Consider the following 23,049-nt stretch of genomic DNA (forward strand, 5'->3'; position numbering starts at 1 on the left):
AAGGATGACCGCGAGGACGTACAGGTGCAGAACTGGTCCGCAGGCGAGACTATAGATTTGGATGCCACCAAAGGTTTGGAGGTGTTCGTAGTCGAGGGCAGTTTTGCTGAAGGTGGCGAAGAGTTTTCCGGATGGGATTGGCTGCGATTGCCGCCCGGGACGCAATCAAAAGCAGTAGCCGGAGTGGCAGGTGCGCGCGTGTGGGTCAAATCCGGGCACCTGAATGGCATGGTTTAGATCTCTTACTGCATCATAAACAGGCAGAATAGCCAGAAAACCGGGTCGAACAGCCCGGTTTTTTCATTTTTTGACCATTTGGCAAATTTTACCAATTGATAAAAAATTTGTTTGTGGCAAGCTGGGGGCATAACAAACATATCTACAGGGAGTAGAGTGATGGCACAGGGCCAGATGGCACCCGGTATCGTATCCGGGCGGCTTTCCAGCGATGAGCTGACCTCGAATTTTGCCGATCTGCATCCGCCTCTCGCGCCGCATGAAGCGGCCGTCGCGGCAGATCGCTGCTATTTCTGCTATGACGCACCATGCGTGACAGCCTGTCCGACGGACATCGATATCCCGCTGTTCATTCGTCAGATTCAGGCTGGGCAGCCGCAGGCGGCAGGTCGCACAATTCTCGAACAGAATATTCTGGGCGGCATGTGTGCCCGGGTTTGCCCGACGGAAACACTGTGCGAAGAAGCCTGTGTTCGCGAAGCTGCCGAAGGCAAACCGGTCGAAATCGGGCGACTACAGCGATTTGCCACCGATGATGTAATGGCGTCAGGTGAACATCCGTTCGAGCGTGCTGCACCGACTGGCAAGACGGTTGCTGTAGTCGGGGCAGGGCCAGCCGGTCTGGCTTGTGCACACAGGCTGGCGATGTTTGGACATGATGTGGTCATTCACGAATCCAAGCCCAAGCCGGGCGGGCTCAACGAATATGGCATTGCAGCATATAAATCGACGAACGATTTCGCTCAGGCCGAGGTGGACTGGTTGCTTAAAATCGGTGGTATCGCGATCGAAACCGGATCAGTTCTGGGTGAGACCATTTCGCTGGACGGGCTGCTTGAAAACTATGATGCGGTATTCCTGTCTATTGGTCTTGCGGGTGTGAATGCACTTCGAGCGCAGGGGGCTGAAAAGGATGGCGTGCGTCACGCGGTCGAGTTCATTTCGGATGTACGACAAGCCGGTGATCTGGCGCATCTGCCTGTCGGGCGGAATGTTGTTGTCATTGGCGGCGGCATGACTGCGGTGGATGCCGCGGTGAAATCCAAGCTTCTGGGCGCTGAACATGTGACCATTGCCTATCGCCGAGACCGCGATGCCATGGGGGCCAGCCGCTATGAACAGGACCTGGCCGCTTCGCACGGGGTTCGGATCATGTGCAACGTGCAGCCCGTGGCTGTTCATGGAAATGGTGCAGCGGCCGAGATCGAACTGGAGTATACTGCAAGCCATGATGGCAACCTGACCGGAACTGGTGAGACTGTTCGCGTACCAGCTGATCAGGTTCTGAAAGCGATTGGACAAACGCTGGAGGGCGCACCCGAAGGGCTGACGCTTGATGGCAGCAAGATCGCTGTCAGCGAAACCGGTCGTACGTCGCTGGAGGGTGTATGGGCCGGCGGTGATTGTGCAGCTGGCGGAGATGATCTGACCGTGACGGCAGTGGCCGAGGGTCGGGACGCCGCGATGGATATACATGCCAGCCTGTCGGCGTAGTGGCCGTCCGCTGAGTATGCTCACAATTTTTCAAGATGCAAAACTGCATCAGGGAGGCCGGATAAATGGCTGATTTGACAACAAACTTTCTGGGAATCTCAAGCCCGAACCCGTACTGGCTGGCATCTGCGCCACCGACGGATAAGGAATACAACGTGCGCCGTGCATTCGAGGCTGGATGGGGCGGCGTGGTCTGGAAAACACTGGGGTCCGAGGGGCCTCCGGTCGTGAATGTGAACGGACCCCGCTATGGCGCGATCTATGGTGCAGACAGGCGATTGCTCGGGTTGAACAACATCGAATTGATCACCGACAGACCTCTGGAAGTAAACCTCGAAGAAATGGCGCGGGTCAAAGCGGATTACCCCGACCGTGCACTGATCGCTTCGATTATGGTGCCTTGCGAAGAGGAAGCCTGGAAAGCGATCCTGCCGCGTGTCGAAGAGACGGGCGCGGATGGTATTGAGCTCAATTTTGGATGTCCGCACGGGATGAGCGAGCGCGGCATGGGCTCGGCTGTCGGGCAGGTGCCCGAGTACATCGAAATGGTCACACGTTGGTGCAAAAAATACTATGATCGCCCAGTGATCGTGAAGCTGACGCCGAATATCACCGATGTTCGTAAACCTGCTGCTGCCGCGAGAAATGGCGGTGCGGATGCGGTGTCGCTGATCAACACGATCAACTCGATCACCAGCGTCAATCTGGACACCTTCAGCCCTGAGCCGTCGATCGATGGCAAAGGTAGCCATGGCGGATATTGCGGTCCGGCTGTGAAGCCCATCGCACTTTCTATGGTTTCCGAGATTGCACGGGCCGAAGCGACGCATGGTCTGCCGATTTCCGGCATCGGCGGTGTCACCACATGGCGTGATGCGGCAGAGTTCATGTCTTTGGGCTGCGGAACCGTTCAGGTCTGCACAGCTGCAATGACTTACGGCTTCAAGATCATTGATGAACTGACAGCTGGCCTGTCCGAATGGATGGATGAGAAAGGCTATAGCAATGTATCCGAAGTCGTTGGACGTGCAGTGCCCAACGTTACGGATTGGCAGTATCTGAACCTCAATTACGTGGCCAAGGCCAAGATCGATCAGGATCAGTGCATCAAATGTGGTCGCTGCTATGCAGCTTGTGAAGACACCAGCCACCAGGCGATTTCAATGTCTGCAGACCGCGTGTTCGAGGTGAAGGACGAGGAATGCGTCGCTTGTAACCTCTGCGTCGATGTCTGTCCGGTCGAAGGCTGTATTTCGATGGTGCCGATGGATGCTGGTGAGGTCGACCCCCGTACCGGCAATGTTGTGCAGCCGGACTATGCGAACTGGACCACGCACCCGAATAATCCGATGGCGAAAGCCGCAGAATAATCGGTGGCTTTGACAGGTCATGATTGGAGTTGGATGAGGGCCGCGTTGCGGCCCTTTTTCATGGTGTAAGCAGTTTCCGATAAAGCGTATCGATAAAGGGTTCTGCACCTTCGAACGGGTCTTCATCCCCGAGAATAGCACGCACCTGAACATCAAAATCCGCATAGTGCTGCGTCAACGCCCAGATCGAAAAAATCAGGTGATGAGGGTGGACACGTGCGATTTTGCCCTGATCCATCCAATGCGTGAGAATTCGCGTTTTTTCATCGACAAGCGATTTTAGGTCGTTTGACAGCGCGTCATGTATGCGGGGCGCACCCTGCACCAGTTCGTTGGCAAACAGACGACTTTCGCGGGGCAGTTCCCGGCTCATCTGTAGCTTGCGATGAATGTAGGACAGGATTTCCTTCAGCGGGTCGCCGTTTTCATCCAGATCGTGCAGAGGAGCAAGCCAAGTCTCCAACAAGCCCGAAAGCAGGGCGGTATGGATCGCCTCTTTAGACGGAAAATAATACAGAAGATTTGGTTTGCTGAGGCCGGCTTCGGTTGCAATCTGGTCAACTGTCGCTCCGCGAAAACCATGCGCTGAAAACACGTTCAGAGCGGCTTCGAGAATCGCGGCGCGGTTCTTTTTCTGAATTCTGGTCGGGGCACGGTCTTTGGGCATGTTTCCTGGTCGTCTCTTTTTCCGCCAAGCGGGCACCAAATATGCCGAAATTTGCGGCGGCGCCATGCAATTTCTTGACTGATGTCGAACCCGTGATAGCGTGAGTTTGACCAGATGGTCAAATCAAGACACCAAAAGCGAGCTAAATCGCAAGCAACAGGGGAAAACAAGATGGCGGCTCCGGCGCAGAATCTCAGGATCAATGGCGACAGACTATGGGATAGTCTGATGGAGATGGCGAAAATCGGTCCCGGAGTTGCTGGGGGAAACAACCGTCAGACATTGACAGACGAAGATGCTGAAGGGCGCGCATTGTTCCAGAAATGGTGCGAGGATGCGGGCTGTACCATGGGGTTGGACCAGATGGGCAACATGTTTGCCCGCCGCGAGGGAACCGATCCCGAAGCGCTACCGGTCTACGTCGGTTCGCATCTCGATACACAGCCCACTGGTGGAAAGTATGACGGTGTTCTCGGTGTGCTTGGTGGTCTTGAGATCATTCGCACGCTCAATGATCTGGGGATCAAAACAAAACACCCGATCATCGCAACCAATTGGACGAATGAAGAAGGCACGCGCTATGCCCCGGCGATGCTGTCCTCGGGCGTGTTTGCAGGCATGCACACACAGGAATGGGCCTATGATCGCGAAGATGCCGAAGGCAAGAAATTCGGAGATGAACTGAAGCGGATCGGTTGGCGCGGTGACGAAGAAGTCGGTGCGCGCAAAATGCACGCGTTCTTTGAACTGCACATTGAGCAGGGGCCGATCCTAGAGGCCGAAGAAAAGGATATCGGTGTTGTCACGCACGGGCAGGGTCTGAGCTGGACGCAGATCACCATCACAGGCAAGGATGCTCATACCGGCTCAACCCCGATGCCTATGCGCAAGAACGCCGGGCTCGCCATGGCGCGGGTTTTGGAAAAGGTAGACGAGATTGCCTGGTCACACGCCCCGCATGCCGTTGGTGCGGCAGGGCATATCGATGTTTATCCGAACTCACGCAATGTGATCCCGGGTAAGGTCGTATTTACGGTCGATTTCCGCTCGCCCGAACTTGAGGTCATCAAGGACATGGAAAACCGGTTGCGTGTCGCAGCCGAAGATATTGTCGAAGAGATGGGCCTGAAGATTGAGTTCGAGAAAGTTGGCGGATTTGATCCGGTGAAATTCGACGAGCAATGCGTGGCGGCTGTCCGCGATGCGGCTGAGCGCCTGGGTTACTCGCACACGAACATCATCTCAGGCGCGGGCCATGATGCTTGCTGGATCAACCGGGTTGCGCCGACAGCCATGGTCATGTGCCCATGTGTAGACGGGCTGAGCCATAACGAGGCCGAAGAGATCAGCAAGGATTGGGCCGCTGCTGGTGCAGATGTCCTGCTCCATGCGGTCGTCGAGACAGCGGAGATCGTAGAATAATAGGTAGGTGAAACAGAGACCTATCCAACAGAATTCGAACAAGACAGAGGCGCAAAGCGCCCGCAGGGAGAATAGCATGTCAACTGTGATCAAAAACGGAACCGTCGTAACCGCTGATCTGACCTATAAGGCTGATGTTAAGGTCGAAGGTGGTGTCATCACCGAGATCGGGCCCAATCTGAAAGGCGACAAGGAGCTTGATGCGACCGGATGCTATGTGATGCCGGGTGGGATCGATCCACATACGCATCTCGAGATGCCCTTCATGGGGACCTATTCCAGCGATGATTTCGAAAGTGGGACGCGCGCCGCGCTAGCGGGTGGTACCACGATGGTTGTCGATTTCGCTCTGCCAAACCCGGGTGAAAGCCTGTTGGACGCTCTGAAGCGTTGGGACAACAAGTCGACCCGCGCAAACTGCGATTATTCGTTCCATATGGCGGTGACCTGGTGGGGTGAGCAGGTGTTCGACGACATCAAGACCGTGATCGAACAACGCGGCATCAACACCTTCAAGCACTTCATGGCCTACAAAGGCGCGTTGATGGTGAATGATGATGAACTTTATGCTTCATTCCAAAGACTTGCCGAGCTTGGCGGTGTGGCTATGGTGCATGCCGAAAACGGCGATGTGGTTGCGGAACTCAGCGCCAAGCTGCTGGCCGAAGGCAATACTGGCCCTGAGGCGCACGCTTATTCCCGACCGCCGCAGGTTGAAGGTGAGGCCACCAATCGCGCGATCATGATCGCAGATATGGCGGGTGTACCGCTTTATGTCGTTCATACGTCTTGCGAGGAGGCACACGAAGCCATCCGTCGCGCCAGAATGCAGGGCAAGCGGGTCTGGGGCGAACCTCTGATCCAGCACCTGACGTTGGATGATAGCGAATACTTCCATCACGATTGGGACCACGCTGCGCGCCGGGTCATGAGCCCTCCGTTCCGTAACAAACAGCATCAGGACAGCCTGTGGGCTGGTCTGCAATCTGGCTCATTGAGTGTTGTGGCCACAGACCACTGCGCCTTTACGACCGAGCAGAAACGCTATGGTGTGGGTGATTTTACCAAGATCCCGAATGGGACAGGTGGCTTGGAGGACCGGATGCCAATGCTATGGACACATGGCGTTGGTACAGGGCGCCTGACGCCAAACGAGTTCGTGGCGGTAACTTCAACAAATATCGCCAAGATATTGAATTGTTACCCGAAAAAAGGTGCTGTTCTCGTAGGTGCCGACGCTGACCTTGTGGTTTGGGATCCTGAGAAATCAAAGACGATCCAGGCATCGAGCCAGCAGTCGTCGATTGACTATAACGTGTTCGAAGGCAAGGAGGTCAAAGGCCTGCCTCGCTTTACCCTGACACGCGGACAGGTGGCCGTACACGATGGAGACATCCGAACTCAGGAAGGTCATGGTGAGTTTGTGGCGCGTGAACCAAACAGCCATGTGAACAAGGCACTGAGCACCTGGAAAGAGCTGACAGCGCCGCGGCCGGTCGAACGGTCAGGCATCCCGGCAACCGGCGTTTGATGCGTGCGGGCCGTCTGAAAGGCGGCCCAAAGCCAACTCTTTTCAAGGCAATGGAATGAACACTGAAAGCACTACCCAGCCCGTGATCGAGGCAAGGCAGCTGGATCTGACCTTCCAGACAAATGATGGTCCGATTCATGCGCTTAAAGACGTAAACCTGACGATAGACAAGGGTGACTTCGTCAGTTTTATCGGTCCGTCCGGCTGCGGCAAGACCACCTTTTTGCGCTGCATCGCTGCGCTTGAGACACCAACCGGAGGCAGCCTGACTGTCAACGGAATGACACCGGATGAAGCGCGCAGAAACCGGGCGTATGGCTATGTTTTTCAGGCGGCGGGATTGTACCCCTGGCGAACCATTGCGCGGAACATAAAGCTGCCGCTCGAGATCATGGGATATTCGGCCAGTGAACAAGAAGATCGCGTTAACAAGGTCTTGGAACTTGTTGATCTAAAAGGTTTCGGTGGAAAGTTTCCGTGGCAATTGTCGGGCGGGATGCAGCAACGTGCCAGCATCGCGCGCGCTTTGGCGTTTGATGCGGATATCCTTTTGATGGACGAACCCTTTGGTGCCTTGGACGAAATCGTTCGGGACCATCTGAACGAACAACTCCTCGCGCTCTGGGCGCGCACTGAAAAGACCATTGGATTTGTGACGCACTCGATCCCCGAGGCCGTGTATCTCAGCACAAAGATCGTCGTCATGAGCCCTCGTCCGGGCCGTATCACGGATGTCATTGATAGTCCGCTGCCGAAAGAGAGGCCGCTGGATATCCGTGACACTCCTGAATTTATCGAGGTCGCCCATCGTGTGCGTGAAGGATTGCGGGCAGGGCATGGAGATGATGTCTGATGGGTGTGAATGACATCAGAAGGGCAACATCCGGGGATGTCCCAGCATGCGCGCGCATCATAGCGACATGGATGGCTCAGACCGAATGGATGCCAGAGGAATTGCCCGAGGAGAAACTGGAGGAACTGATCCGCGAAGCATTTCCGGTAAGGGAAATCTGGGTCTCTGGTGACCCCGTCGATTGCTACATGTCGGTTGACCCCAAAGAACTGAAAGTTGGCGCGCTTTATTGCCTGCGAACAGGTGAGGGTATCGGTAAGCAGTTGCTGGATCAGGCTAAAAAGGGACGGGACTACCTGTGGCTGACTGCACATGAGCCGAATATCGCGGCGCAGAGATTTTACCGGCGCGAGGGGTTTGTCGTGACAGGAACCGAGCCGCCCACACCGCCCGAAACCTTGCCGGTTATCCGGATGGAGTGGCGGGCATGAAACAAATACTCGCCGTACTCACTGTGTTGGCCGCCATCGTCGTGTTCTGGTACGTCGCTTGTATTCCGATGAACATCAAAGGGGTGCTAACGGAACAGGAACGCGCCGGTGCGGAAGTACAGCCGCCGTCTGCGAAGGACCGTCGGGACATGAGCGAAATCGGTCTGGCCCTTAGCAACAGTTTTGCCATTCCCGCGACCTGGGAACAGGAGCGTCCCCGTCTTCCGGCCCCTCACCAGGTAGCGATTGAACTGTGGGAAACGACGGTTGAAAAGAAAATCACGTCCAAACGGTCTTTGATTTATCACGCCTGGGTGACCCTGAGTGCCACAATGCTTGGGTTTGCTATTGGTACGGGGCTGGGCATTCTGCTTGCCGTCGGGATTGTACATAGCCGGGTCATGGACTTGTCTGTCATGCCCTGGGCTATCGTCAGCCAGACCATACCTATTATCGCGCTGGCTCCGATGATTATCGTGGTGCTCTATTCGGTTGGCGTTCAGGGGATCATTCCCAAAGCTGTGATCTCGGCCTATCTGAGCTTCTTTCCGGTTGTGGTCGGCATGGTTAAGGGATTGCGCAGCCCGGATGCTATGCAGTTGGACCTGCTGCGCACCTACAATGCCAGCCGGTCTCAAGGGTTCTGGAAGCTGCGGCTTCCGGCATCCATGCCGTATCTCTTCACGTCGCTTAAGATTGGTGTGGCCGCCTCGCTGGTCGGTGCAATCGTGGGCGAACTGCCAACAGGCGCGGTCGCCGGATTGGGTGCACGACTGCTCGCTGGCAGCTACTATGGGCAAACCGTACAAATCTGGTCCGCTCTGTTTGCAGCCGCCATTCTGGCAGCCTGCCTTGTTGGTTTGCTGGGCTTGATAGAGCGAACAGTTCTGAAACGGATGGGGATGGCGCAATGATGTTGGTGCTGTTTGCAATCGTCCTTTGGTTGTTTGGTTGGTGGCTGAACAGCCGCCTCGCAAGCGGCCCGCATGCTGATACGCCTTTGGTGAAGTTTCTTGCCCCGTTGATCTTTGGCCTAACCATAGTCGGAGTTTGGGAGCTGCTGGTGCGCGGATTGGAGGTGCCTTTGGTTATTCTCCCGGCGCCATCTCTGATCGCAGTGCGTTTCGCCGATAGCTTGCCGGTGCTTTGGGCGGACTTTGTTCAAACCATCATCAAAGGAGCGCTCAGCGGTTACATCATCGGATGCGGCGCTGCGTTTCTGATGGCGATTGCCGTCGACCGGTGGGATTTTCTGCGACTAGGCTTGTTGCCGGTGGGCAATTTCGTGGCCGCGCTGCCCATTGTGGGGACTGCCCCCATTCTGGTGATGTGGTTCGGTTTTGACTGGCATTCCAAAGCCGCAGTGGTTGTGGTGATGGTCTTCTTTCCCATGCTGGTCAACACCGTCGCCGGTTTGCGCGAAGCCACCGCAATGCAGCGCGACCTGATGGAGACCTATGCAGCAACGTATTGGCAGAGCTTTCTGAAACTGCGCCTGCCAGCGGCGATGCCCTTTATCTTCAACGGGTTGAAGATTTCTACCACTCTGGCCCTGATCGGCGCTATCGTGGCTGAGTTCTTTGGTTCACCCACCTTGGGCATGGGCTTTCGGATTTCGACCAGTGTCGGGCAATTGTCGCTGGACATGGTGTGGGCTGAAATCGTTGTGGCCGCGTTGGCCGGGACCGCATTTTACGGTCTGGTGGCCATGATCGAAAAGGCGGTGACCTTCTGGCATCCGTCGCAGCGGGGATAAGAAAAGGAAAAATTCAACAGATCCCAAAAACGGGACAACAATAGCAACTAGGAGAAATGAAGATGAATAAGCTACTCAGCGGGGCGATTGCTGCCTTTAGTCTGGCCGCCAGTTCGGCTTTGGCTGCGGATGACGTGACATTGCAATTGAAGTGGGTCACTCAGGCGCAATTCGCAGGTTACTACGTCGCCAAGGACAAAGGTTTCTACGAAGAAGAAGGTCTGGACGTCACCATTCTGCCCGGTGGCCCGGATATCGCCCCGACGCAGGTGATTGCCGGCGGTGGGGCTGATGTGACCGTCGAATGGATGCCGGCGGCGCTGGCGGCGCGTGAAAAGGGCCTGCCACTTGTCAATATCGCGCAACCCTTCAAAAGCTCTGGCATGATGTTGACCTGCTGGAAGGATGCGGGCATCTCATCTCCTGAAGATCTGAAAAACCGTACCTTGGGTGTTTGGTTCTTTGGCAACGAATTCCCGTTCATGAGCTGGATGAGCCAGCTGGGCATCGACACCGGTGGCAAGAGCGAAAGCGGTGTAGAAGTTCTGAAGCAGGGCTTTAACGTGGATCCGCTGCTTCAGCGTCAGGCTGATTGCATCAGCACGATGACCTACAACGAATACTGGCAGGTTATCGACTCGGGCGTCAGCCCGGACGAACTGGTGACATTCAAGTACGAAGATCAGGGTGTAGCGACGCTTGAGGATGGTCTGTATGTGCTGGAGGAAAACCTCAGCGATGCGGCTTTCGTGGACAAGATGGAGCGCTTTGTGCGCGCCTCGATGAAAGGCTGGAAATACGCAGAAGAGCATCCGGATGAAGCGGCAGAGATCGTTCTGGAAAATGACGCAACCGGTGCCCAGACCGAAGAGCATCAAAAGCGGATGATGGGCGAAATTGCCAAACTGACCGCCGGATCGAACGGTGCGCTGGACCCAGCGGATTTTGAGCGCACGGTAAGCACGTTGCTGGCAGGTGGTTCCGACCCTGTAATCACCAAGCAACCTGATGGTGCCTGGACACATCAGATCACCGATGCCGCGCTGAACTAAACTTCAGCGACATAGTCAACAATTTGAGCGCGGTCCCGACAGGGGCCGCGTTTTCAATTTCGGATGTCGGGTTTGTGTCTGTACTTGCACCGCAAAAGGATTAGTATTCTGCTGTAATACAACGCATTTCATGCGATAAAACTTGTCATTCGGTAAGGTATGCAGAACTTTGCAGCAGAATTCAGTCACGCACTTTCTCTGATCTTCACTGGAGATTCAGAGCTCTGGGCGATTGTGCTTCTGTCTTTGAAGGTTTCTGTTCTGGCCGTGCTGATTTCAGCCGTCATTGGCATGCCTGTCGGTGCAGCTCTGGCAGTTGCCCGGTTCCCCGGGCGGCGGATGATGATCATCCTGATGAATGCGCTTATGGGGTTTCCTCCTGTTGTGGTTGGCCTGTTGGTGTATCTGATGCTGTCGCGTTCGGGTCCGCTGGGCGTTCTGGAATTGCTGTATACGCCGACGGCGATGATAATTGCGCAAATGGTGTTGGTCATTCCGATCGTTGCAGCCCTCACGCGGCAAGTGGTCGAAATGCTGGCCGAGGAATATTCGGAACAGCTCCGGTCCTTGGGCGTGTCGCGCCTTGCATCTGTGCCGGTTCTTTTGTGGGATGCGCGTTTGGCGCTGGTGACGGCGCTTCTGGCCGGTTTTGGACGCGCAATTGCCGAGGTCGGTGCAGTAATCATCGTTGGCGGCAATATCAATCACGTCACACGGGTAATGACGACGACGATTGCCCTCGAAACCTCAAAGGGAAATCTGGCACTGGCACTGGCGCTGGGTGCGATCCTGATTGGTATCGCAATTGCGGTAAACGCCATGGTGAGTGCGCTTACACTACGGGCAGAGCAGGAAGGATTGCGTCATGCGTGATTTGTTACCTGAGATGCCTTCTGCGCTGGATGTCAGAGATTTGCATATCTCGCGCAAAGGCAAGGTACTGCTGGACGTGTCCAGTCTCAGGCTCGATGGGCCGGGGCCGACGCTTATTCTTGGGCCAAACGGATCAGGAAAGAGCCTGCTGTTAAGATGCCTGCATGGTCTGATTTCGCCTGATAGAGGAGAGGTTACTCAAGATGGCCTGCCTTTGGGTGCTGAGCAAAAAGCAAATCAAGCCATGGTATTTCAGAACCCTGTTCTGTTGCGGCGGTCGGTATCGGCCAATCTGGATTTTGTGCTGAAACGACAGGGGCTGAACCGCGTTCTGCGTAAACAGCGGATCACAGAGTTGCTGGCTGAAGGTGGGTTGGAAGACAAAGCGCGTCAGTCAGCACGTTCACTTTCAGGGGGCGAGGCGCAAAGGCTTGCGATCTTGCGCGCTCTGGCCTCAGAACCGGAAACCCTGTTCCTTGATGAACCCACCAGCGCGCTTGATCCCGGTGCGACCCAGATGATCGAACGCATGGTCCTGAGGGCGTCATCACGAGGTGTTCGCATCGTGATGGTTACGCATGATATCGGACAGGCACGTCGGCTTGCAGCCGATATCGTGATGATGCAGGGTGGTCAGATTGTCGAACACGGAGCTGCGAAAAAGGTGCTGGATGCACCTGAAAGTGACGCGTCGCGTCGCTATCTTGCAGGTGGATTGGTCGTCTGAAAAAAGACAAACGGAGAGTGTGATGATCCGAAACTTCATTCGGGCAGCATTGATAGCGCTTGGAGTGGCGGCTGGCCCTGCGATGGCAGAGGAGCCGTTCATAGTGGTGCAATCTACAACCTCGACTCAGAATTCGGGGCTGTTTGACTACATTTTGCCGTGGTTTGAGGCAGAAACCGGGATTGATGTTCGCATTGTGGCAGTTGGAACTGGGCAGGCGATCCGGAATGCAATCAACGGTGATGGCGATGTCCTGTTGGTTCACTCGAAACCTGACGAGGAACAGTTCGTAGCCGACGGCTGGGGCGTCGAACGTTTTGATGTCATGTACAACGATTTCATTCTGGTTGGGCCGAAATCGGATCCGGCGAAGGTCAAGGGCGGATCTGACATATTGACCGCACTCACGGCCATTGCCGAGGCTGAAGCGCCATTCGCATCCCGTGGAGATGACAGTGGTACTCATAAGGCTGAGTTGGCCCATTGGGGCGCAGCTGATGTCGATCCAACGGATGCGTCGGGAACGTGGTACCGTGAGACCGGTTCAGGCATGGGCGCGACGCTGAATGTTGCAAGTGGGATGGGGGCTTATACCCTCACGGATCGGGCAACATGGCTGTCTTTTGGCAATCGCGGTAATCTTGAGGTTCTTGTCGAAGGTGACCCCCGACTGTTCAACCAGTACGGCGTGATCCTTGTGAACCCCGAAAAACACGCTGGTGTCCGCGCAAATGCCGCTCAGCGATTTATCGATTGGTTGGTCGGGCCAGATGGTCAGGCTGCGATCGCTTCCTATGTGATTGACGGAGAGCAGCTGTTTTTCCCCAACGCCAAGTAAGTACACAGCGTATGTCCAGGACGTTAGGTATGTTGTCTGAGCGGAGCTACCCGCTGGCCCCATTGTGATGAATTCGCCCCAGATGTGACAGGTCATATCCGCCCAGTTCAGAAGCACGTGCAGCGAACCTTTCAGATTGCAGGAATGCCAGCAGGTTTTGCATGGGGGGATCAAAGTACGCTCGTCGCCAGATGGCAAGATCCAAGCGTTCGGAATGCGTAGGTACAACCTCCAGACTATAGAGGCCAGCCAGAGCGGCGAGACCAAAGCCAGCTTCGGCTTTGTTTTCACGCAAGGCGATGGCTAGCTCTTCTTCGGTGCGGGCGCAGACGGGCAGGGTGATCAGATCATCCAGTGCCAGGTCATGGGCTGACAGCTGCGTTTCGAATAGTCGTTGGCTCGCGGCGCTGCTTTGCCTCAGGACTACCCGACGTCCTTTCAGATCTGAAAAGCTCGAAATACCCTCGGTACCGGGAGAAAGCAGTAATCCACGCTGACGTTGGGCGATCTCAAACAGGATAACAGGGGCTTCTCCCATCTTGCCCCGGATCGAATGGGTGTTGAACCCCTCGGACTCGTGGATGTGCAGTACGGCTGCCTGGGCACTGCGGTCAGCAAGACGTGTGAGGCCGTCGAACGATCCGTCATAATACGTGGCCAATCCAGAACCGCTTTCGCGCAAGGCCCAATCGAGCAGCGGATCATGGCTGCCGGCGACAATTGGGGGCAGGGGCGGCTCTGCGACTTGAGGACCAGAACGTGATGCGTTGAGCCAAGCAATGATCTCGGCCCTTGGGAACAGCAGTTTACCCATGGCACGAACGCAGGGGATTTCGCCGGAAGAGGCCAGGTCATAGGCCTTGCGCTCACCGATGCGCAGCAGATCGGCCAGTTCTTTGGTGGTCAGGTATTCGGACATTCAGTCTAGACGCACTGCTGACCCGCTGCCGGCTTCGGCGGCAGTTGGACCCAGCCGATCCAGGGTAAATGGCGCAGCAGCAGTTATGACAACCATCGTCGCGACGGCGGCAAGAAAGGCTTTCATATTCTCCTCCGGCTCAGTCTTTCGGTACCGTTGCGCGGCGCAGAAAGGCGATCAGGTCGGTTCGGTCTTGAGGCTCAGCAATCCGTTGCATCGGCATCTTGGACCCCGGAATGTAATGGTCCGGCCCCTGATCGAAAAGAGCATTTATGGTCTCGTCATTCCAAATGATATCAGAGTCTTGCAGCGTCTCCGAGTACAAATATCCTTCGAGTGTTCCTGCCTTGCGCCCAAACACCCCGTGCAGGGTTGGTCCCGCGCGTCTTTGGCTGTCAGGTGTCAGGCTGTGACAGATCGAACATTTGCGTGCGAACTGGCGTTCGCCATTGTCCATTTTTTCGGGGTTCTTCAAAAATACCGGTTCAACCCCGGCCATCTGCTCATGATCGCCCAGAGAAGAAACTGGCCAGCTATACATGGCTTCGTCGATGCCTCCGGCGTGGATGTTTTGACCGTCCGTTGAGAAGGCCAGCGCCCAAACCGGACCGCGTAAAGTGGCCCTGAAATCGTGGACAATACGCCATTCGTTCGTATCGATGACCATGATGTAACCCTCACCATCACCAACTGCCAGCAGCCGCCGGTTCGGACTGAGGGTAAGTGCAAGGATTGGGCGGCGCTCCAGCGTAAAATCACGCTCTTCACCAGTGGTCAGGTTGTAAATGCGAGTCACTCCATCGACTGCACCGTAAGCGATCCACCCGTCTTGCTCATTCAGGATCAGTTCGTTGATTCCGAACCCATGTTCTATCAAACGGAGCGTTTCCTGACCTGTATCGACATCCCAAACGCGCAGAGAGCCGTCCATTCCCGCCGAGTACAGGGTTTTACCGTCGGCAGAAAACGCGACCGCATTCACGCCGCTGCCAGTTGGGCCAAGTATCTTTTTGTCTGTGCCATTCACCGGCCATATGCCGATTGTGCCGTCCCAGCTTGCAGTGGCTACATGCGTTTTCGAGGCAGCAAGGCCGACGATCTTTCCTTTGTGCTGCCCTACAATTTCTCCGCCGGGCCAGCGCCGCAAAGTGAAATCGTCGCCTGCTGAATAAATTGCTGTGCCATTGAATGCGACGCTGTTTACGGCCGCCTCATGCCCGTCCAGCCAAACCGGTTGACCCTCGGACCACAATCCGACGGAGTTGTCGAAACTCGCCGTTGCAATCCGCCCGTCAGGTGCGGTTGCGATTCCCATGATGGGACCACCGTGGCCTTTTAGCGTAAAGAACTCTGCCTCTGCGGTCAGAGGCAGAAGGCTTAGCGCCAGAACCAGTCGACGCATCTATTCAGCAGGAGAGGCCGCTCCCTCGCTGGCCTCTTTCGCCTGTACCTCTTCCAGCCACAGCGAGTGATGCTCGCGCGCCCATTGTTCTTCCACTTCGCCGGTACCCATTGCGTCGAATGCCCCCTCCATGCCAACCGAGCCCAGATAGATGTGAGCCAGGATGATCGCGATGAAGGCATAGGCGACCATGACGTGCCAAACCTGCGCGTATTGCATTTCCTCCTGCGGGGACATTTGCACCGGCAGGTTCAAGCCCAGCATTTGCGGGATCCCCGTCGCGTTTGCGATCGAGAAGGTCTTGGCAAACAGCGGCATCTCAAACGGGAACAGCAGGGACAGACCGGACAGGCTGATTGATACGCCCAGCAGGATGCAGAGCCAGAAGATGATTTTTTGACCCGCATTAAATTTCTTGGCGGGCGGATGGCTGCCTGTGGTGAACAAACCACCCCCGGCGGCCAGCCATTTCAGATCAACTCGGCTGGGCAGGTTATGCGAAATCCAATTCACGGTGACAATGATCAGCCCCAGCATGAAGGCCCAAGCGAGGTTGTTATGCAGCCACTTGCACCCTTGGGCGATTGTCGCAAACCCTTCCTTTCCAAACAGGGGAATGAGGAAATCGCGGCCGTACAAAGTCAATAGGCCCGTAAGTCCGAGGATCAGGAACGATCCGGCGAACAACCAATGCCCGAACCGTTCAAATCCTGTGAACCTGGTAACCGTTCTACCGGTCTTTTCACCGTCTATCCTGATCTTGCCGCGGATGAGGAAGAACAGCAGCAGCAGGATAAGCATGCCGCCCAGAATATATGTTCCGTATTCGCGCAGCGGCCCGGTTCGAAAATTCAGCCACCACATACCGCCATCCTGAATGAGAACGCTTGCCGCAGGGCCGCGGGATGACACGGTCACATCGGCTGAGCCGTAGCGCAGCGCGCGATAAACGTCACTGTCAGAAGCAACCCCGCGCGTTCCCAACTGCCCGAACAGGCCTTCTGCGTTGGCCTGGCCAGTGTTGTCCGCGCGATACGAGTCATCAACACTCTCGCCACGCTGACGTGCCATTATGTCTTCAAGCGTCGTCGCACCGCCGGTTTCGCTGCGTTCGTTTGTCGTCTGTGCGCTCTCTTCGGTGGTGTCCGATTGCGCGACAGCGAACTGCGTCATTCCGATTGTGAACAGAAAAACAATAAGTAAGCGGAACATCTGAACCTCGGTCAAAATTCCTGAGCGGATGACCCGCCGTCGCGGATCATCCATGTTCATTTGGTCACGGGGGTGTCAGCCGTCTTTCTGATCGTAGGCTGTGCCCCAACCCCATGCGCCCGAGCCAAACCCACGCGCAACAACGCGCTCGCGGTAGATGGCCGAGACCACATCGCCATCACCGGCGAGCAGGGCCTTAGTCGAACACATCTCGGCGCAGATGGGCAGTTTGCCCTCGGCGATCCGGTTGCGTCCGTATTTGGCAAACTCTGCAGTCGAGTTGTTTTCTTCGGGACCGCCCGCGCAGAAGGTACATTTGTCCATCTTGCCGCGTGATCCGAAGTTGCCTGCCTGTGGGTATTGTGGCGCGCCAAAGGGGCACGCATAGAAGCAATAGCCACAACCGATGCACAGGTCCTTGGAGTGCAGGACGACGCCTTCTTCGTTCTGATAGAAGCAGTCGACCGGGCACACCGCCATGCAAGGCGCATCCGAACAATGCATACAGGCCACCGAGATCGAACGTTCGCCCGGTTTGCCGTCATTGATCGTCACCACCCTGCGGCGGTTGATGCCCCATGGCACCTCGTGCTCGTTCTTACACGCGGTTACGCAGGCATTGCATTCGATGCAGCGTTCAGCGTCGCAGAGAAACTTCGCTCTAGCCATTTTGTCCTCCTTACGCTGCCCAGATCTTGCAGAGAGTCGCTTTGGTCTCCTGCATCTGGGTCACTGAATCATAGCCATAGGTCTGAGCGGTGTTGGAGCTTTCGCCCAGCACATAGGGATCAGCGCCTTTCGGGTATTTCTCCCTCAGGTCTTCACCCTGGAAATGGCCGCCGAAATGGAATGGCATAAAGGCCACGCCGGCACCGACCCTCTCAGTCAGCATCGCCATCACTTTGACCTTGCCGCCTTCGGGACCTTCGACCCAGACCTGGCTTCCGTCGCGAATACCAAGGTTGTTAGCATCGCGCGGATTGATCTCGACGAACATATCCTGCTGAAGCTCGGCCAACCACGGATTGGACCGGGTTTCCTCGCCACCGCCCTCATACTCGACCAGACGACCAGATGTCAGGATTATCGGGTAATCCTTTGAAAAGTCGTTCTTCTGGATCGATGCATACAGGGTGGGCAGGCGATAGGCGTGCCGGTCCTCGTAGGTCGGATAGTCCTCCACCAGATCGCGCCGGTTCGTATAGAGCGGCTCGCGATGCAGTGGGATCGGATCCGGGAAGGTCCAGACAACCGCACGGGCTTTGGCGTTCCCGAAGGGCGCACAGCCATGGGCGATCGCGACCCGCTGGATACCGCCAGACAGGTCGGTTTTCCAGTTGGTCTTGGGTCCGGCGACGGCATCGATCGCAGCGCGCTCTTCTGCCGTCAGATCACCATCCCAGCCAAGATCCATCAGCATCTGCATCGTAAATTCGGGATAGCCATCCTGAATCTCCGACCCAACGCTGTAGACCCCTTCGGCCAGCAGGTTGTCGCCTTCACGTTCCACACCGAAACGGGCGCGGAAGGTCAGGCCGCCTTCGGCCACCGGTTTGGACATGTCATAGAGGTTTGGTGTCCCCGTATGACCCATTTCCGGCGTTCCCCAGCATGGCCAGGGCAAACCATAATATTCGCCGTCGTTTGGTCCACCGATGGCTTGCAGCGTGGTTCTGTCGAACGTGTGCTGGTTGGCCATATGGCTTTTCAGACGTTCCGGCGACTGGCCGGTATAGCCGATGGTCCAGAGGCCCGAGTTGAACTCACGCGTAATGCTTTCAACATTCGGGGTCTCAGGGTCTTCCATCTCGATATTGCGGAAGAACCGATCCGCCCAGCCAAACTTGTTGGCGAACTTGGCCATGATGACCTCGTCCGGCAGGCTTTCGAACAGCGGCTCAACAACACGGTCCCGCCATTGCAGCGAGCGGTTCGATGCCGTGACAGAGCCACGGGTTTCGAACTGCGTACAGGCTGGCAACAGATAGACGCCATCGGTGCGGTCATGCAGAACGGCCGAGACGGTGGGATACGGGTCGATCACGACCAGCATGTCCAGCTTCTCCATCGCCGTTTTCATTTCCGGCCCGCGAGTCTGCGAGTTCGGAGCATGCCCCCACAAAACCATGGCACGGACGTTGTTGTCCTGATCCATGTTCGCCGGGTCTTCCAGAACACCGTCGATCCAACGGGAAACCGGAATGCCGCGTTCATTCTGTAACGGCTTGTCCTTGCCTTCCTTGTCCTTGATCGTGGCAAATTGGCTGGCCAGCCATTCCGGTTCTTCTCCCCAGACACGTGCCCAGTGGCCCCATGCGCCTGCGGACAGGCCATAGTAGCCGGGCAGGGTGTGGGACAGAACGCCAAGATCCGTCGCGCCCTGTACGTTGTCATGCCCGCGGAAGATGTTGGTGCCACCACCCGAAGTGCCCATGTTACCAAGCGCTAGCTGAAGCACGCAGTAGGCGCGGGTGTTGTTGTTACCATTGGTGTGCTGCGTACCACCCATGCACCAGATAACGGTGCCGGGACGGTTGTTGACCATGGTGCGGGCAACACGCTTCAGCTGTGAGCCCGGAACGCCAGTCACACGCTCAGTTTCTTCAGGTGTCCAGTTTGCGACCTCTTCGCGGATCTGGTCCATGCCCCAGACACGGGTTCGGATGAACTCTTTGTCTTCCCATCCGTTGTCGAAGATGTGCCACAACATACCCCAGATCAGAGCGACGTCTGTTCCGGGACGGAAACGGACATACTCATCTGCGTGGGCCGCAGTGCGTGTAAAGCGCGGGTCGCACACGATCAACGGCGCGTTGTTCTGCTCTTTCGCGCGCAGAACGTGCAACAGCGAGACGGGGTGCGCCTCGGCCGGGTTGCCGCCGATGATGAAGATGGCCTTGGAGTTGTGGATGTCGTTGTACGAATTAGTCATGGCGCCGTAGCCCCACGTATTCGCAACACCCGCAACAGTGGTTGAGTGGCAGATACGGGCCTGATGGTCCACGTTATTCGTGCCCCAATAGGCGGCGAACTTGCGGAACAGATAGGCCTGTTCGTTGTTATGCTTGGCTGATCCCAGCCAGTACACACTGTCCGGCCCGGATTCTTCGCGGATGCTCATCATGCCGTCGCCGATCTCGTTGATCGCCTCTTCCCAGCTGATGCGCTTCCACTCGCCGCCTTCCTTTTTCATCGGATACTTCAGGCGACGTTCGCCATGGGCGTGCTCGCGAACCGAGGCCCCCTTGGCGCAGTGTGCACCCAGATTGAACGGGCTGTCCCAACCGGGTTCTTGCCCGATCCAGACGCCGTTCTGCACTTCGGCAACGACCGTACAGCCGACCGAGCAGTGGGTGCATATCGATTTGATATTCTCAACGGCTTGGTTGGCCGCTGTTTGGGCGCTGGCTGGCGTCACGGTTCCACCCGTGGCGCTGATCGCGGCAAGTCCGCCGATCGTCAGGCCCGAGCCACGCAGGAATGCGCGGCGATCGACGGTATTCTCGCCGACCTGGGACAGGATACTTGTCCGCTGGGGGCGTCTCGCAACCCCGTTGGTCTTTTTCCTAAGCATTTCTTTCCTCCCTTGCTGGCCATGTAAGCCATGGCTGGCTTGGTACTGCTGGTGCCGACGTCAGGGCCAATCGCAACCGTCAGTCGGAGAGACTTCGTCCGGATTAGAACCGGGCGCTGTCGAGGTATGCGCGCGTGTGCGCGGTGTCCTGAATGCGGGTTTCATCTACAGGCAATTCGGCTGCCTCTGCTTCACCGCTCAGGCTGGCTGCGGCCACCGCAGCAGGTGCTGCAGTTCCGGCCAGTTTCAGGAAGTCTCGGCGGGTTGCGCCGGTTTCCTTGGTCTTGCTCATGGGATCCTCCTTTCCCATTTGCGATCTAGCACCCGTCAGGATGCTGGCGAGTGGCAACGGATCACGCTGCCGTCATTCGGAATGCCTCGCGCTCGATCTCCATAAAGACCCGTCCGGCAGTGCCGACCGAGGCGTAGAGAACCGAGTTCTCGGCTGCTTCCAAATCCGAGTAGAAATGTGCGGCCCATGGGCCGATATGTTTGTTCCAGAAGTTTTTTTGCTCATCCAGCGGAGCGGGCGCGCCAAAGCGGCCCACGATCATACCCGCCATCATCTCCATCAAAGAGGCGATATTATCCTCGGGCTCAAAGACGTTCTTCGCCCGTGTAATTCCGCGTACGGCCATGTCATTGCGCAGTTGCGCCAATGGCTTTTCGTTCAGGAATCCCGTCAGATAAAAACTTGCATAGGGCAAAAGTTCACCGCGACCCAATCCGATGAACAGAGTGTTGAACTCTCTCTCTGCAGCTGCCGGTTTTGTCACTTTCGCGACCCGTGCCATGGCCTGAATGGCCTGTCCCAGATCAGTTTCATCCCCGGACAAGCCAGCCATTTGATCCAACAGCATCTGATCGGGTGGAGCAGCCAAAAGAAGCCCCAGAAAATTGTAGAAATCCGCGCGTAGTCGATCCTCGGCTGAGACATCCAGATTATGCGCATTGCCTGCGGTCATTTAGTCATCCTTCGAATTCGAACTTCATGCGACGTGGAGCAGGGGGCATTTCCATCTCCTCCGGCTCTTCCGTCTCAGGTGCCAGTGCTACAACCTCGGCGGCATCCTCGATTTCGTCATCAAGCGCTTCGGGTGCTTCTTCCAAATCTTCGGCTGGCAAAGCCTCATCTTCGGTCTCGTCTGCAGCGAGCGCTTCGATGTGCGCCAACATCCCTTTGCCGACCTGATAGGCGGTCTGAATATTCTCGATCACACAGGCCGCGTCCGTGTAGTCCTCGCCGTAGTCCACTAGGCCATCTACGTTGGCCAGTACGGGGTTGAGCCGCCAAAGGCGTCGCAATGCGCGACGGCGCAGGCGATCCGGTATGGCCTGTTCCATAAAGCCGGACACATCATCTCCGGGCTTCAATTGATCGGGATCGGGCAGGTTGAATTCGGCCAGGATTTCATGATCGGGCTTGGCTTCTAACTCGGCCTGCTGATCAGCTACGGCTTTGGCTTCGATCGCCTCGCGTTCTTCGTCGGCCTCTGCCAGTACAGCCGCCTTGCGGCGGGACCAGAAATCGCGGGCTTCGGTCATTGCACGATCCTCCGCGGGGCGCGATAGACATCCGAGTCCTGTCGTATGCGGGCATCTCCACGCCCGTCTTCAACAAGATCGACGCGCTTCTTGTCCCGGCGGCGTTTGACAAATTCTTCATCCCGCCGGTGCAATTGTGCGAAGTCGCGCACCCAGGCGATCAGGCCGTCAGTCATGGGGATCTTCTCAACAATCTCTTCGCCGGTATCGGCGTAGTCTTGTCCTTCGAAAGGAGACGCGGTGATGAGAACAGCGTTCAAGGGGCGATCACCTTCAAGTTCGTCGCGTAGCACGAGATAGATAGATGGCTGTCCGTCTGCCAGATTGGTCAGATACGCTTCGGTCTCATCGGGCCAAAGGGTAAGGGGAAGGGTGGCGGCGTGGTATTCGACGGCATCACCTTCGCGACGCAGCTCGACCCAATCCGCCGGGCCTGCGCCCGGCAACGCCGCCACGGCGCGCCAACTCCATCGCGCCCAGCGGGTCACTCCGGGTGTTTTGCGCACAACGACGCCAACAGGCATTTCAATCTGGCTTGCGGCCTTCGCCACTGGCTCCTCCCCGGAAGGCTCTCCCCTGCCTTCCACGTGATGTACTATGGTACATAACTCAGTCATCTGCCAAGCCCAGAGTGATATGAAAATGTCGCAATCACCAACTGTTTATTCGTATTTTTTCCCATGAAAAGTTGCGGTGAAATCAAAATGTGAAAAATAATGCATGTTTTTTCGTTTTGAGGACTGCCTCGCATTGCCGCCGACGTGATTTAGCCTAAGGTGCAAGAGGACGGAAAGAAGACCCCGGGGGAGGATATGGCCGCAAAACTCTTGCTTTGCGATTGCGCAGGAACTCAGGCGCTGAATTCTGAGCTGATATCTTCAACGTGCGGTTTGGAATGCTCGAAGGTTCACACTGCGCTTTGTACGCGTGAGATTGGAGCCGCTGCTGAGTTCTTGCAACAAGAGGACGGCATTGTCGTTGCCTGCCAGCAGGAGGCCTCGGTCTTTTCTGAACTTGCGGATGAACTGGGGGTGAACCAGCCAGGGTTCGTCGATTTACGAGATCGCGCTGGTTGGTCGGAAGAGGGGCAAGATGCCTCTCCAAAGATCGCAGCGCTGGCGGCCGAAGCAATGCTGCCCCAACCGG

At 56.5% G+C, this 23,049-nt stretch carries 23 protein-coding genes and 2 pseudogenes; 14 read left to right on the forward strand and 11 right to left on the reverse strand.

The features are described 5' to 3' along the window. From E1297_RS26305 to preA, 3 genes and pseudogenes are all read left to right on the forward strand, one after another. Nucleotides 1-237 (forward strand): annotated as a pseudogene (locus E1297_RS26305) (cupin); the annotation flags it as partial. Nucleotides 238-396: 159 nt separating this feature from the next. Next, a complete protein-coding gene (locus E1297_RS26310; protein WP_155143502.1) occupies nt 397-1,731 on the forward strand; it encodes an NAD(P)-dependent oxidoreductase in 1,335 nt (444 codons plus the stop codon). A gap of 65 nt (nt 1,732-1,796) precedes the next feature. After that, the gene (gene preA, locus E1297_RS26315) at nt 1,797-3,101 is read left to right on the forward strand and encodes an NAD-dependent dihydropyrimidine dehydrogenase subunit PreA (RefSeq protein WP_155143503.1); all 1,305 of its coding nucleotides are present in this window, start codon (nt 1,797-1,799) and stop codon (nt 3,099-3,101) included. A gap of 58 nt (nt 3,102-3,159) precedes the next feature. On the opposite strand, the gene E1297_RS26320 is transcribed toward preA, so the two are convergent. Further along, a complete protein-coding gene (locus tag E1297_RS26320) occupies nt 3,160-3,768 on the reverse strand; it encodes a TetR family transcriptional regulator C-terminal domain-containing protein (protein WP_155143505.1) in 609 nt (202 codons plus the stop codon). A gap of 171 nt (nt 3,769-3,939) precedes the next feature. Between E1297_RS26320 and E1297_RS26325 the strand changes: the two genes are divergently transcribed. From E1297_RS26325 to E1297_RS26370, 10 genes are all read left to right on the forward strand, one after another. Continuing rightward, nucleotides 3,940-5,190, forward strand: coding sequence for a Zn-dependent hydrolase (locus E1297_RS26325; protein ID WP_155143507.1), 1,251 nt, complete (start codon nt 3,940-3,942; stop codon nt 5,188-5,190). A 76-nt stretch (nt 5,191-5,266) separates the two neighbouring features. Then, nucleotides 5,267-6,721: a dihydropyrimidinase gene (gene hydA, locus E1297_RS26330; protein ID WP_155143509.1), complete on the forward strand. Its 1,455-nt coding sequence runs from the start codon at nt 5,267-5,269 to the stop codon at nt 6,719-6,721. A gap of 55 nt (nt 6,722-6,776) precedes the next feature. Further along, on the forward strand, nt 6,777-7,574 hold the full coding sequence (locus E1297_RS26335) for an ABC transporter ATP-binding protein (protein ID WP_155143511.1): 798 nt from the start codon (nt 6,777-6,779) through the stop codon (nt 7,572-7,574). Between the two features lie 71 nt (nt 7,575-7,645). Further along, on the forward strand, nt 7,646-8,005 hold the full coding sequence (locus tag E1297_RS26340) for an N-acetyltransferase (protein ID WP_209016010.1): 360 nt from the start codon (nt 7,646-7,648) through the stop codon (nt 8,003-8,005). Beyond that, complete coding sequence (locus E1297_RS26345) at nt 8,002-8,919, forward strand: ABC transporter permease (RefSeq protein ID WP_155143516.1); 918 nt, start codon at nt 8,002-8,004, stop codon at nt 8,917-8,919. The genes E1297_RS26340 and E1297_RS26345 overlap by 4 nt, the downstream gene beginning before the upstream one ends. Further along, entirely contained in the window at nt 8,916-9,761 is an 846-nt protein-coding gene (locus E1297_RS26350) for an ABC transporter permease (RefSeq protein WP_155143518.1), read from the forward strand. Before E1297_RS26345 ends, E1297_RS26350 begins: the two co-directional genes overlap by 4 nt. Nucleotides 9,762-9,823: 62 nt before the next feature. Beyond that, nucleotides 9,824-10,813 (forward strand): ABC transporter substrate-binding protein, encoded by a 990-nt coding sequence (locus E1297_RS26355; RefSeq protein ID WP_155143520.1) that lies wholly within the window; start codon nt 9,824-9,826, stop codon nt 10,811-10,813. Between the two features lie 159 nt (nt 10,814-10,972). Further along, nucleotides 10,973-11,686, forward strand: a complete 714-nt coding sequence (locus tag E1297_RS26360; RefSeq protein ID WP_155143522.1) for an ABC transporter permease — start codon at nt 10,973-10,975, stop codon at nt 11,684-11,686. Then, entirely contained in the window at nt 11,679-12,413 is a 735-nt protein-coding gene (locus tag E1297_RS26365) for an ATP-binding cassette domain-containing protein (protein ID WP_155143524.1), read from the forward strand. Before E1297_RS26360 ends, E1297_RS26365 begins: the two co-directional genes overlap by 8 nt. 22 nt (nt 12,414-12,435) lie before the next feature. Further along, a complete protein-coding gene (locus tag E1297_RS26370; RefSeq protein WP_155143526.1) occupies nt 12,436-13,251 on the forward strand; it encodes a substrate-binding domain-containing protein in 816 nt (271 codons plus the stop codon). Between the two features lie 46 nt (nt 13,252-13,297). Here E1297_RS26370 and E1297_RS26375 read toward each other — a convergent pair whose 3' ends face one another. From E1297_RS26375 to E1297_RS26415, 10 genes are all read right to left on the reverse strand, one after another. Then, nucleotides 13,298-14,170: a helix-turn-helix transcriptional regulator gene (locus E1297_RS26375; RefSeq protein WP_155143528.1), complete on the reverse strand. Its 873-nt coding sequence runs from the start codon at nt 14,168-14,170 to the stop codon at nt 13,298-13,300. Then, entirely contained in the window at nt 14,171-14,296 is a 126-nt protein-coding gene (locus E1297_RS50840; RefSeq protein WP_256372782.1) for a hypothetical protein, read from the reverse strand. Between the two features lie 13 nt (nt 14,297-14,309). Further along, the gene (locus tag E1297_RS26380; RefSeq protein WP_155143530.1) at nt 14,310-15,572 is read right to left on the reverse strand and encodes a c-type cytochrome; all 1,263 of its coding nucleotides are present in this window, start codon (nt 15,570-15,572) and stop codon (nt 14,310-14,312) included. Then, a complete protein-coding gene (locus tag E1297_RS26385) occupies nt 15,573-16,784 on the reverse strand; it encodes a formate dehydrogenase subunit gamma (protein WP_155143532.1) in 1,212 nt (403 codons plus the stop codon). Between the two features lie 75 nt (nt 16,785-16,859). Next, the gene (fdh3B, locus tag E1297_RS26390; protein WP_155143534.1) at nt 16,860-17,453 is read right to left on the reverse strand and encodes a formate dehydrogenase FDH3 subunit beta; all 594 of its coding nucleotides are present in this window, start codon (nt 17,451-17,453) and stop codon (nt 16,860-16,862) included. A 10-nt stretch (nt 17,454-17,463) separates the two neighbouring features. Next, entirely contained in the window at nt 17,464-20,358 is a 2,895-nt protein-coding gene (locus E1297_RS26395; RefSeq protein ID WP_155143536.1) for a formate dehydrogenase subunit alpha, read from the reverse strand. Nucleotides 20,359-20,461: 103 nt separating this feature from the next. Further along, nucleotides 20,462-20,650: a twin-arginine translocation signal domain-containing protein gene (locus E1297_RS26400; protein ID WP_155143538.1), complete on the reverse strand. Its 189-nt coding sequence runs from the start codon at nt 20,648-20,650 to the stop codon at nt 20,462-20,464. A gap of 61 nt (nt 20,651-20,711) precedes the next feature. Continuing rightward, a complete protein-coding gene (locus E1297_RS26405) occupies nt 20,712-21,323 on the reverse strand; it encodes a molecular chaperone (protein WP_155143540.1) in 612 nt (203 codons plus the stop codon). 4 nt (nt 21,324-21,327) lie between these two features. After that, entirely contained in the window at nt 21,328-21,903 is a 576-nt protein-coding gene (locus E1297_RS26410; RefSeq protein ID WP_155143542.1) for a DUF3306 domain-containing protein, read from the reverse strand. After that, the gene (locus E1297_RS26415; RefSeq protein ID WP_170332897.1) at nt 21,900-22,454 is read right to left on the reverse strand and encodes a DUF3305 domain-containing protein; all 555 of its coding nucleotides are present in this window, start codon (nt 22,452-22,454) and stop codon (nt 21,900-21,902) included. The genes E1297_RS26410 and E1297_RS26415 overlap by 4 nt, the downstream gene beginning before the upstream one ends. 261 nt (nt 22,455-22,715) lie before the next feature. Between E1297_RS26415 and E1297_RS49240 the strand changes: the two are divergent. Then, nucleotides 22,716-23,049 (forward strand): annotated as a pseudogene (locus E1297_RS49240) ((4Fe-4S)-binding protein); the annotation flags it as partial.

It is taken from the genome of Roseibium sp. RKSG952 (assembly GCF_009711355.1).

What these genes read in the sequence shown, in the direction of transcription:
- E1297_RS26365 (WP_155143524.1), top strand. Translation starts at nt 11,679, where the DNA reads ATGCGTGATTTGTTACCTGAGATGCCTTCTGCGCTGGATGTCAGAGAT.
- E1297_RS26410 (WP_155143542.1), bottom strand. Translation starts at nt 21,903, where the DNA reads ATGACCGAAGCCCGCGATTTCTGGTCCCGCCGCAAGGCGGCTGTACTG.
- fdh3B (WP_155143534.1), bottom strand. Translation starts at nt 17,453, where the DNA reads ATGGCTAGAGCGAAGTTTCTCTGCGACGCTGAACGCTGCATCGAATGC.
- E1297_RS26310 (WP_155143502.1), top strand. Translation starts at nt 397, where the DNA reads ATGGCACAGGGCCAGATGGCACCCGGTATCGTATCCGGGCGGCTTTCC.
- E1297_RS26320 (WP_155143505.1), bottom strand. Translation starts at nt 3,768, where the DNA reads ATGCCCAAAGACCGTGCCCCGACCAGAATTCAGAAAAAGAACCGCGCC.
- E1297_RS26325 (WP_155143507.1), top strand. Translation starts at nt 3,940, where the DNA reads ATGGCGGCTCCGGCGCAGAATCTCAGGATCAATGGCGACAGACTATGG.
- E1297_RS26360 (WP_155143522.1), top strand. Translation starts at nt 10,973, where the DNA reads ATGCAGAACTTTGCAGCAGAATTCAGTCACGCACTTTCTCTGATCTTC.
- E1297_RS26385 (WP_155143532.1), bottom strand. Translation starts at nt 16,784, where the DNA reads ATGTTCCGCTTACTTATTGTTTTTCTGTTCACAATCGGAATGACGCAG.
- E1297_RS26340 (WP_209016010.1), top strand. Translation starts at nt 7,646, where the DNA reads ATGGCTCAGACCGAATGGATGCCAGAGGAATTGCCCGAGGAGAAACTG.
- E1297_RS26375 (WP_155143528.1), bottom strand. Translation starts at nt 14,170, where the DNA reads ATGTCCGAATACCTGACCACCAAAGAACTGGCCGATCTGCTGCGCATC.
- E1297_RS26370 (WP_155143526.1), top strand. Translation starts at nt 12,436, where the DNA reads ATGATCCGAAACTTCATTCGGGCAGCATTGATAGCGCTTGGAGTGGCG.
- E1297_RS26355 (WP_155143520.1), top strand. Translation starts at nt 9,824, where the DNA reads ATGAATAAGCTACTCAGCGGGGCGATTGCTGCCTTTAGTCTGGCCGCC.
- E1297_RS26380 (WP_155143530.1), bottom strand. Translation starts at nt 15,572, where the DNA reads ATGCGTCGACTGGTTCTGGCGCTAAGCCTTCTGCCTCTGACCGCAGAG.
- E1297_RS26350 (WP_155143518.1), top strand. Translation starts at nt 8,916, where the DNA reads ATGATGTTGGTGCTGTTTGCAATCGTCCTTTGGTTGTTTGGTTGGTGG.
- hydA (WP_155143509.1), top strand. Translation starts at nt 5,267, where the DNA reads ATGTCAACTGTGATCAAAAACGGAACCGTCGTAACCGCTGATCTGACC.
- E1297_RS50840 (WP_256372782.1), bottom strand. Translation starts at nt 14,296, where the DNA reads ATGAAAGCCTTTCTTGCCGCCGTCGCGACGATGGTTGTCATAACTGCT.
- E1297_RS26335 (WP_155143511.1), top strand. Translation starts at nt 6,777, where the DNA reads ATGAACACTGAAAGCACTACCCAGCCCGTGATCGAGGCAAGGCAGCTG.
- E1297_RS26400 (WP_155143538.1), bottom strand. Translation starts at nt 20,650, where the DNA reads ATGAGCAAGACCAAGGAAACCGGCGCAACCCGCCGAGACTTCCTGAAA.
- E1297_RS26395 (WP_155143536.1), bottom strand. Translation starts at nt 20,358, where the DNA reads ATGCTTAGGAAAAAGACCAACGGGGTTGCGAGACGCCCCCAGCGGACA.
- E1297_RS26345 (WP_155143516.1), top strand. Translation starts at nt 8,002, where the DNA reads ATGAAACAAATACTCGCCGTACTCACTGTGTTGGCCGCCATCGTCGTG.
- preA (WP_155143503.1), top strand. Translation starts at nt 1,797, where the DNA reads ATGGCTGATTTGACAACAAACTTTCTGGGAATCTCAAGCCCGAACCCG.
- E1297_RS26405 (WP_155143540.1), bottom strand. Translation starts at nt 21,323, where the DNA reads ATGACCGCAGGCAATGCGCATAATCTGGATGTCTCAGCCGAGGATCGA.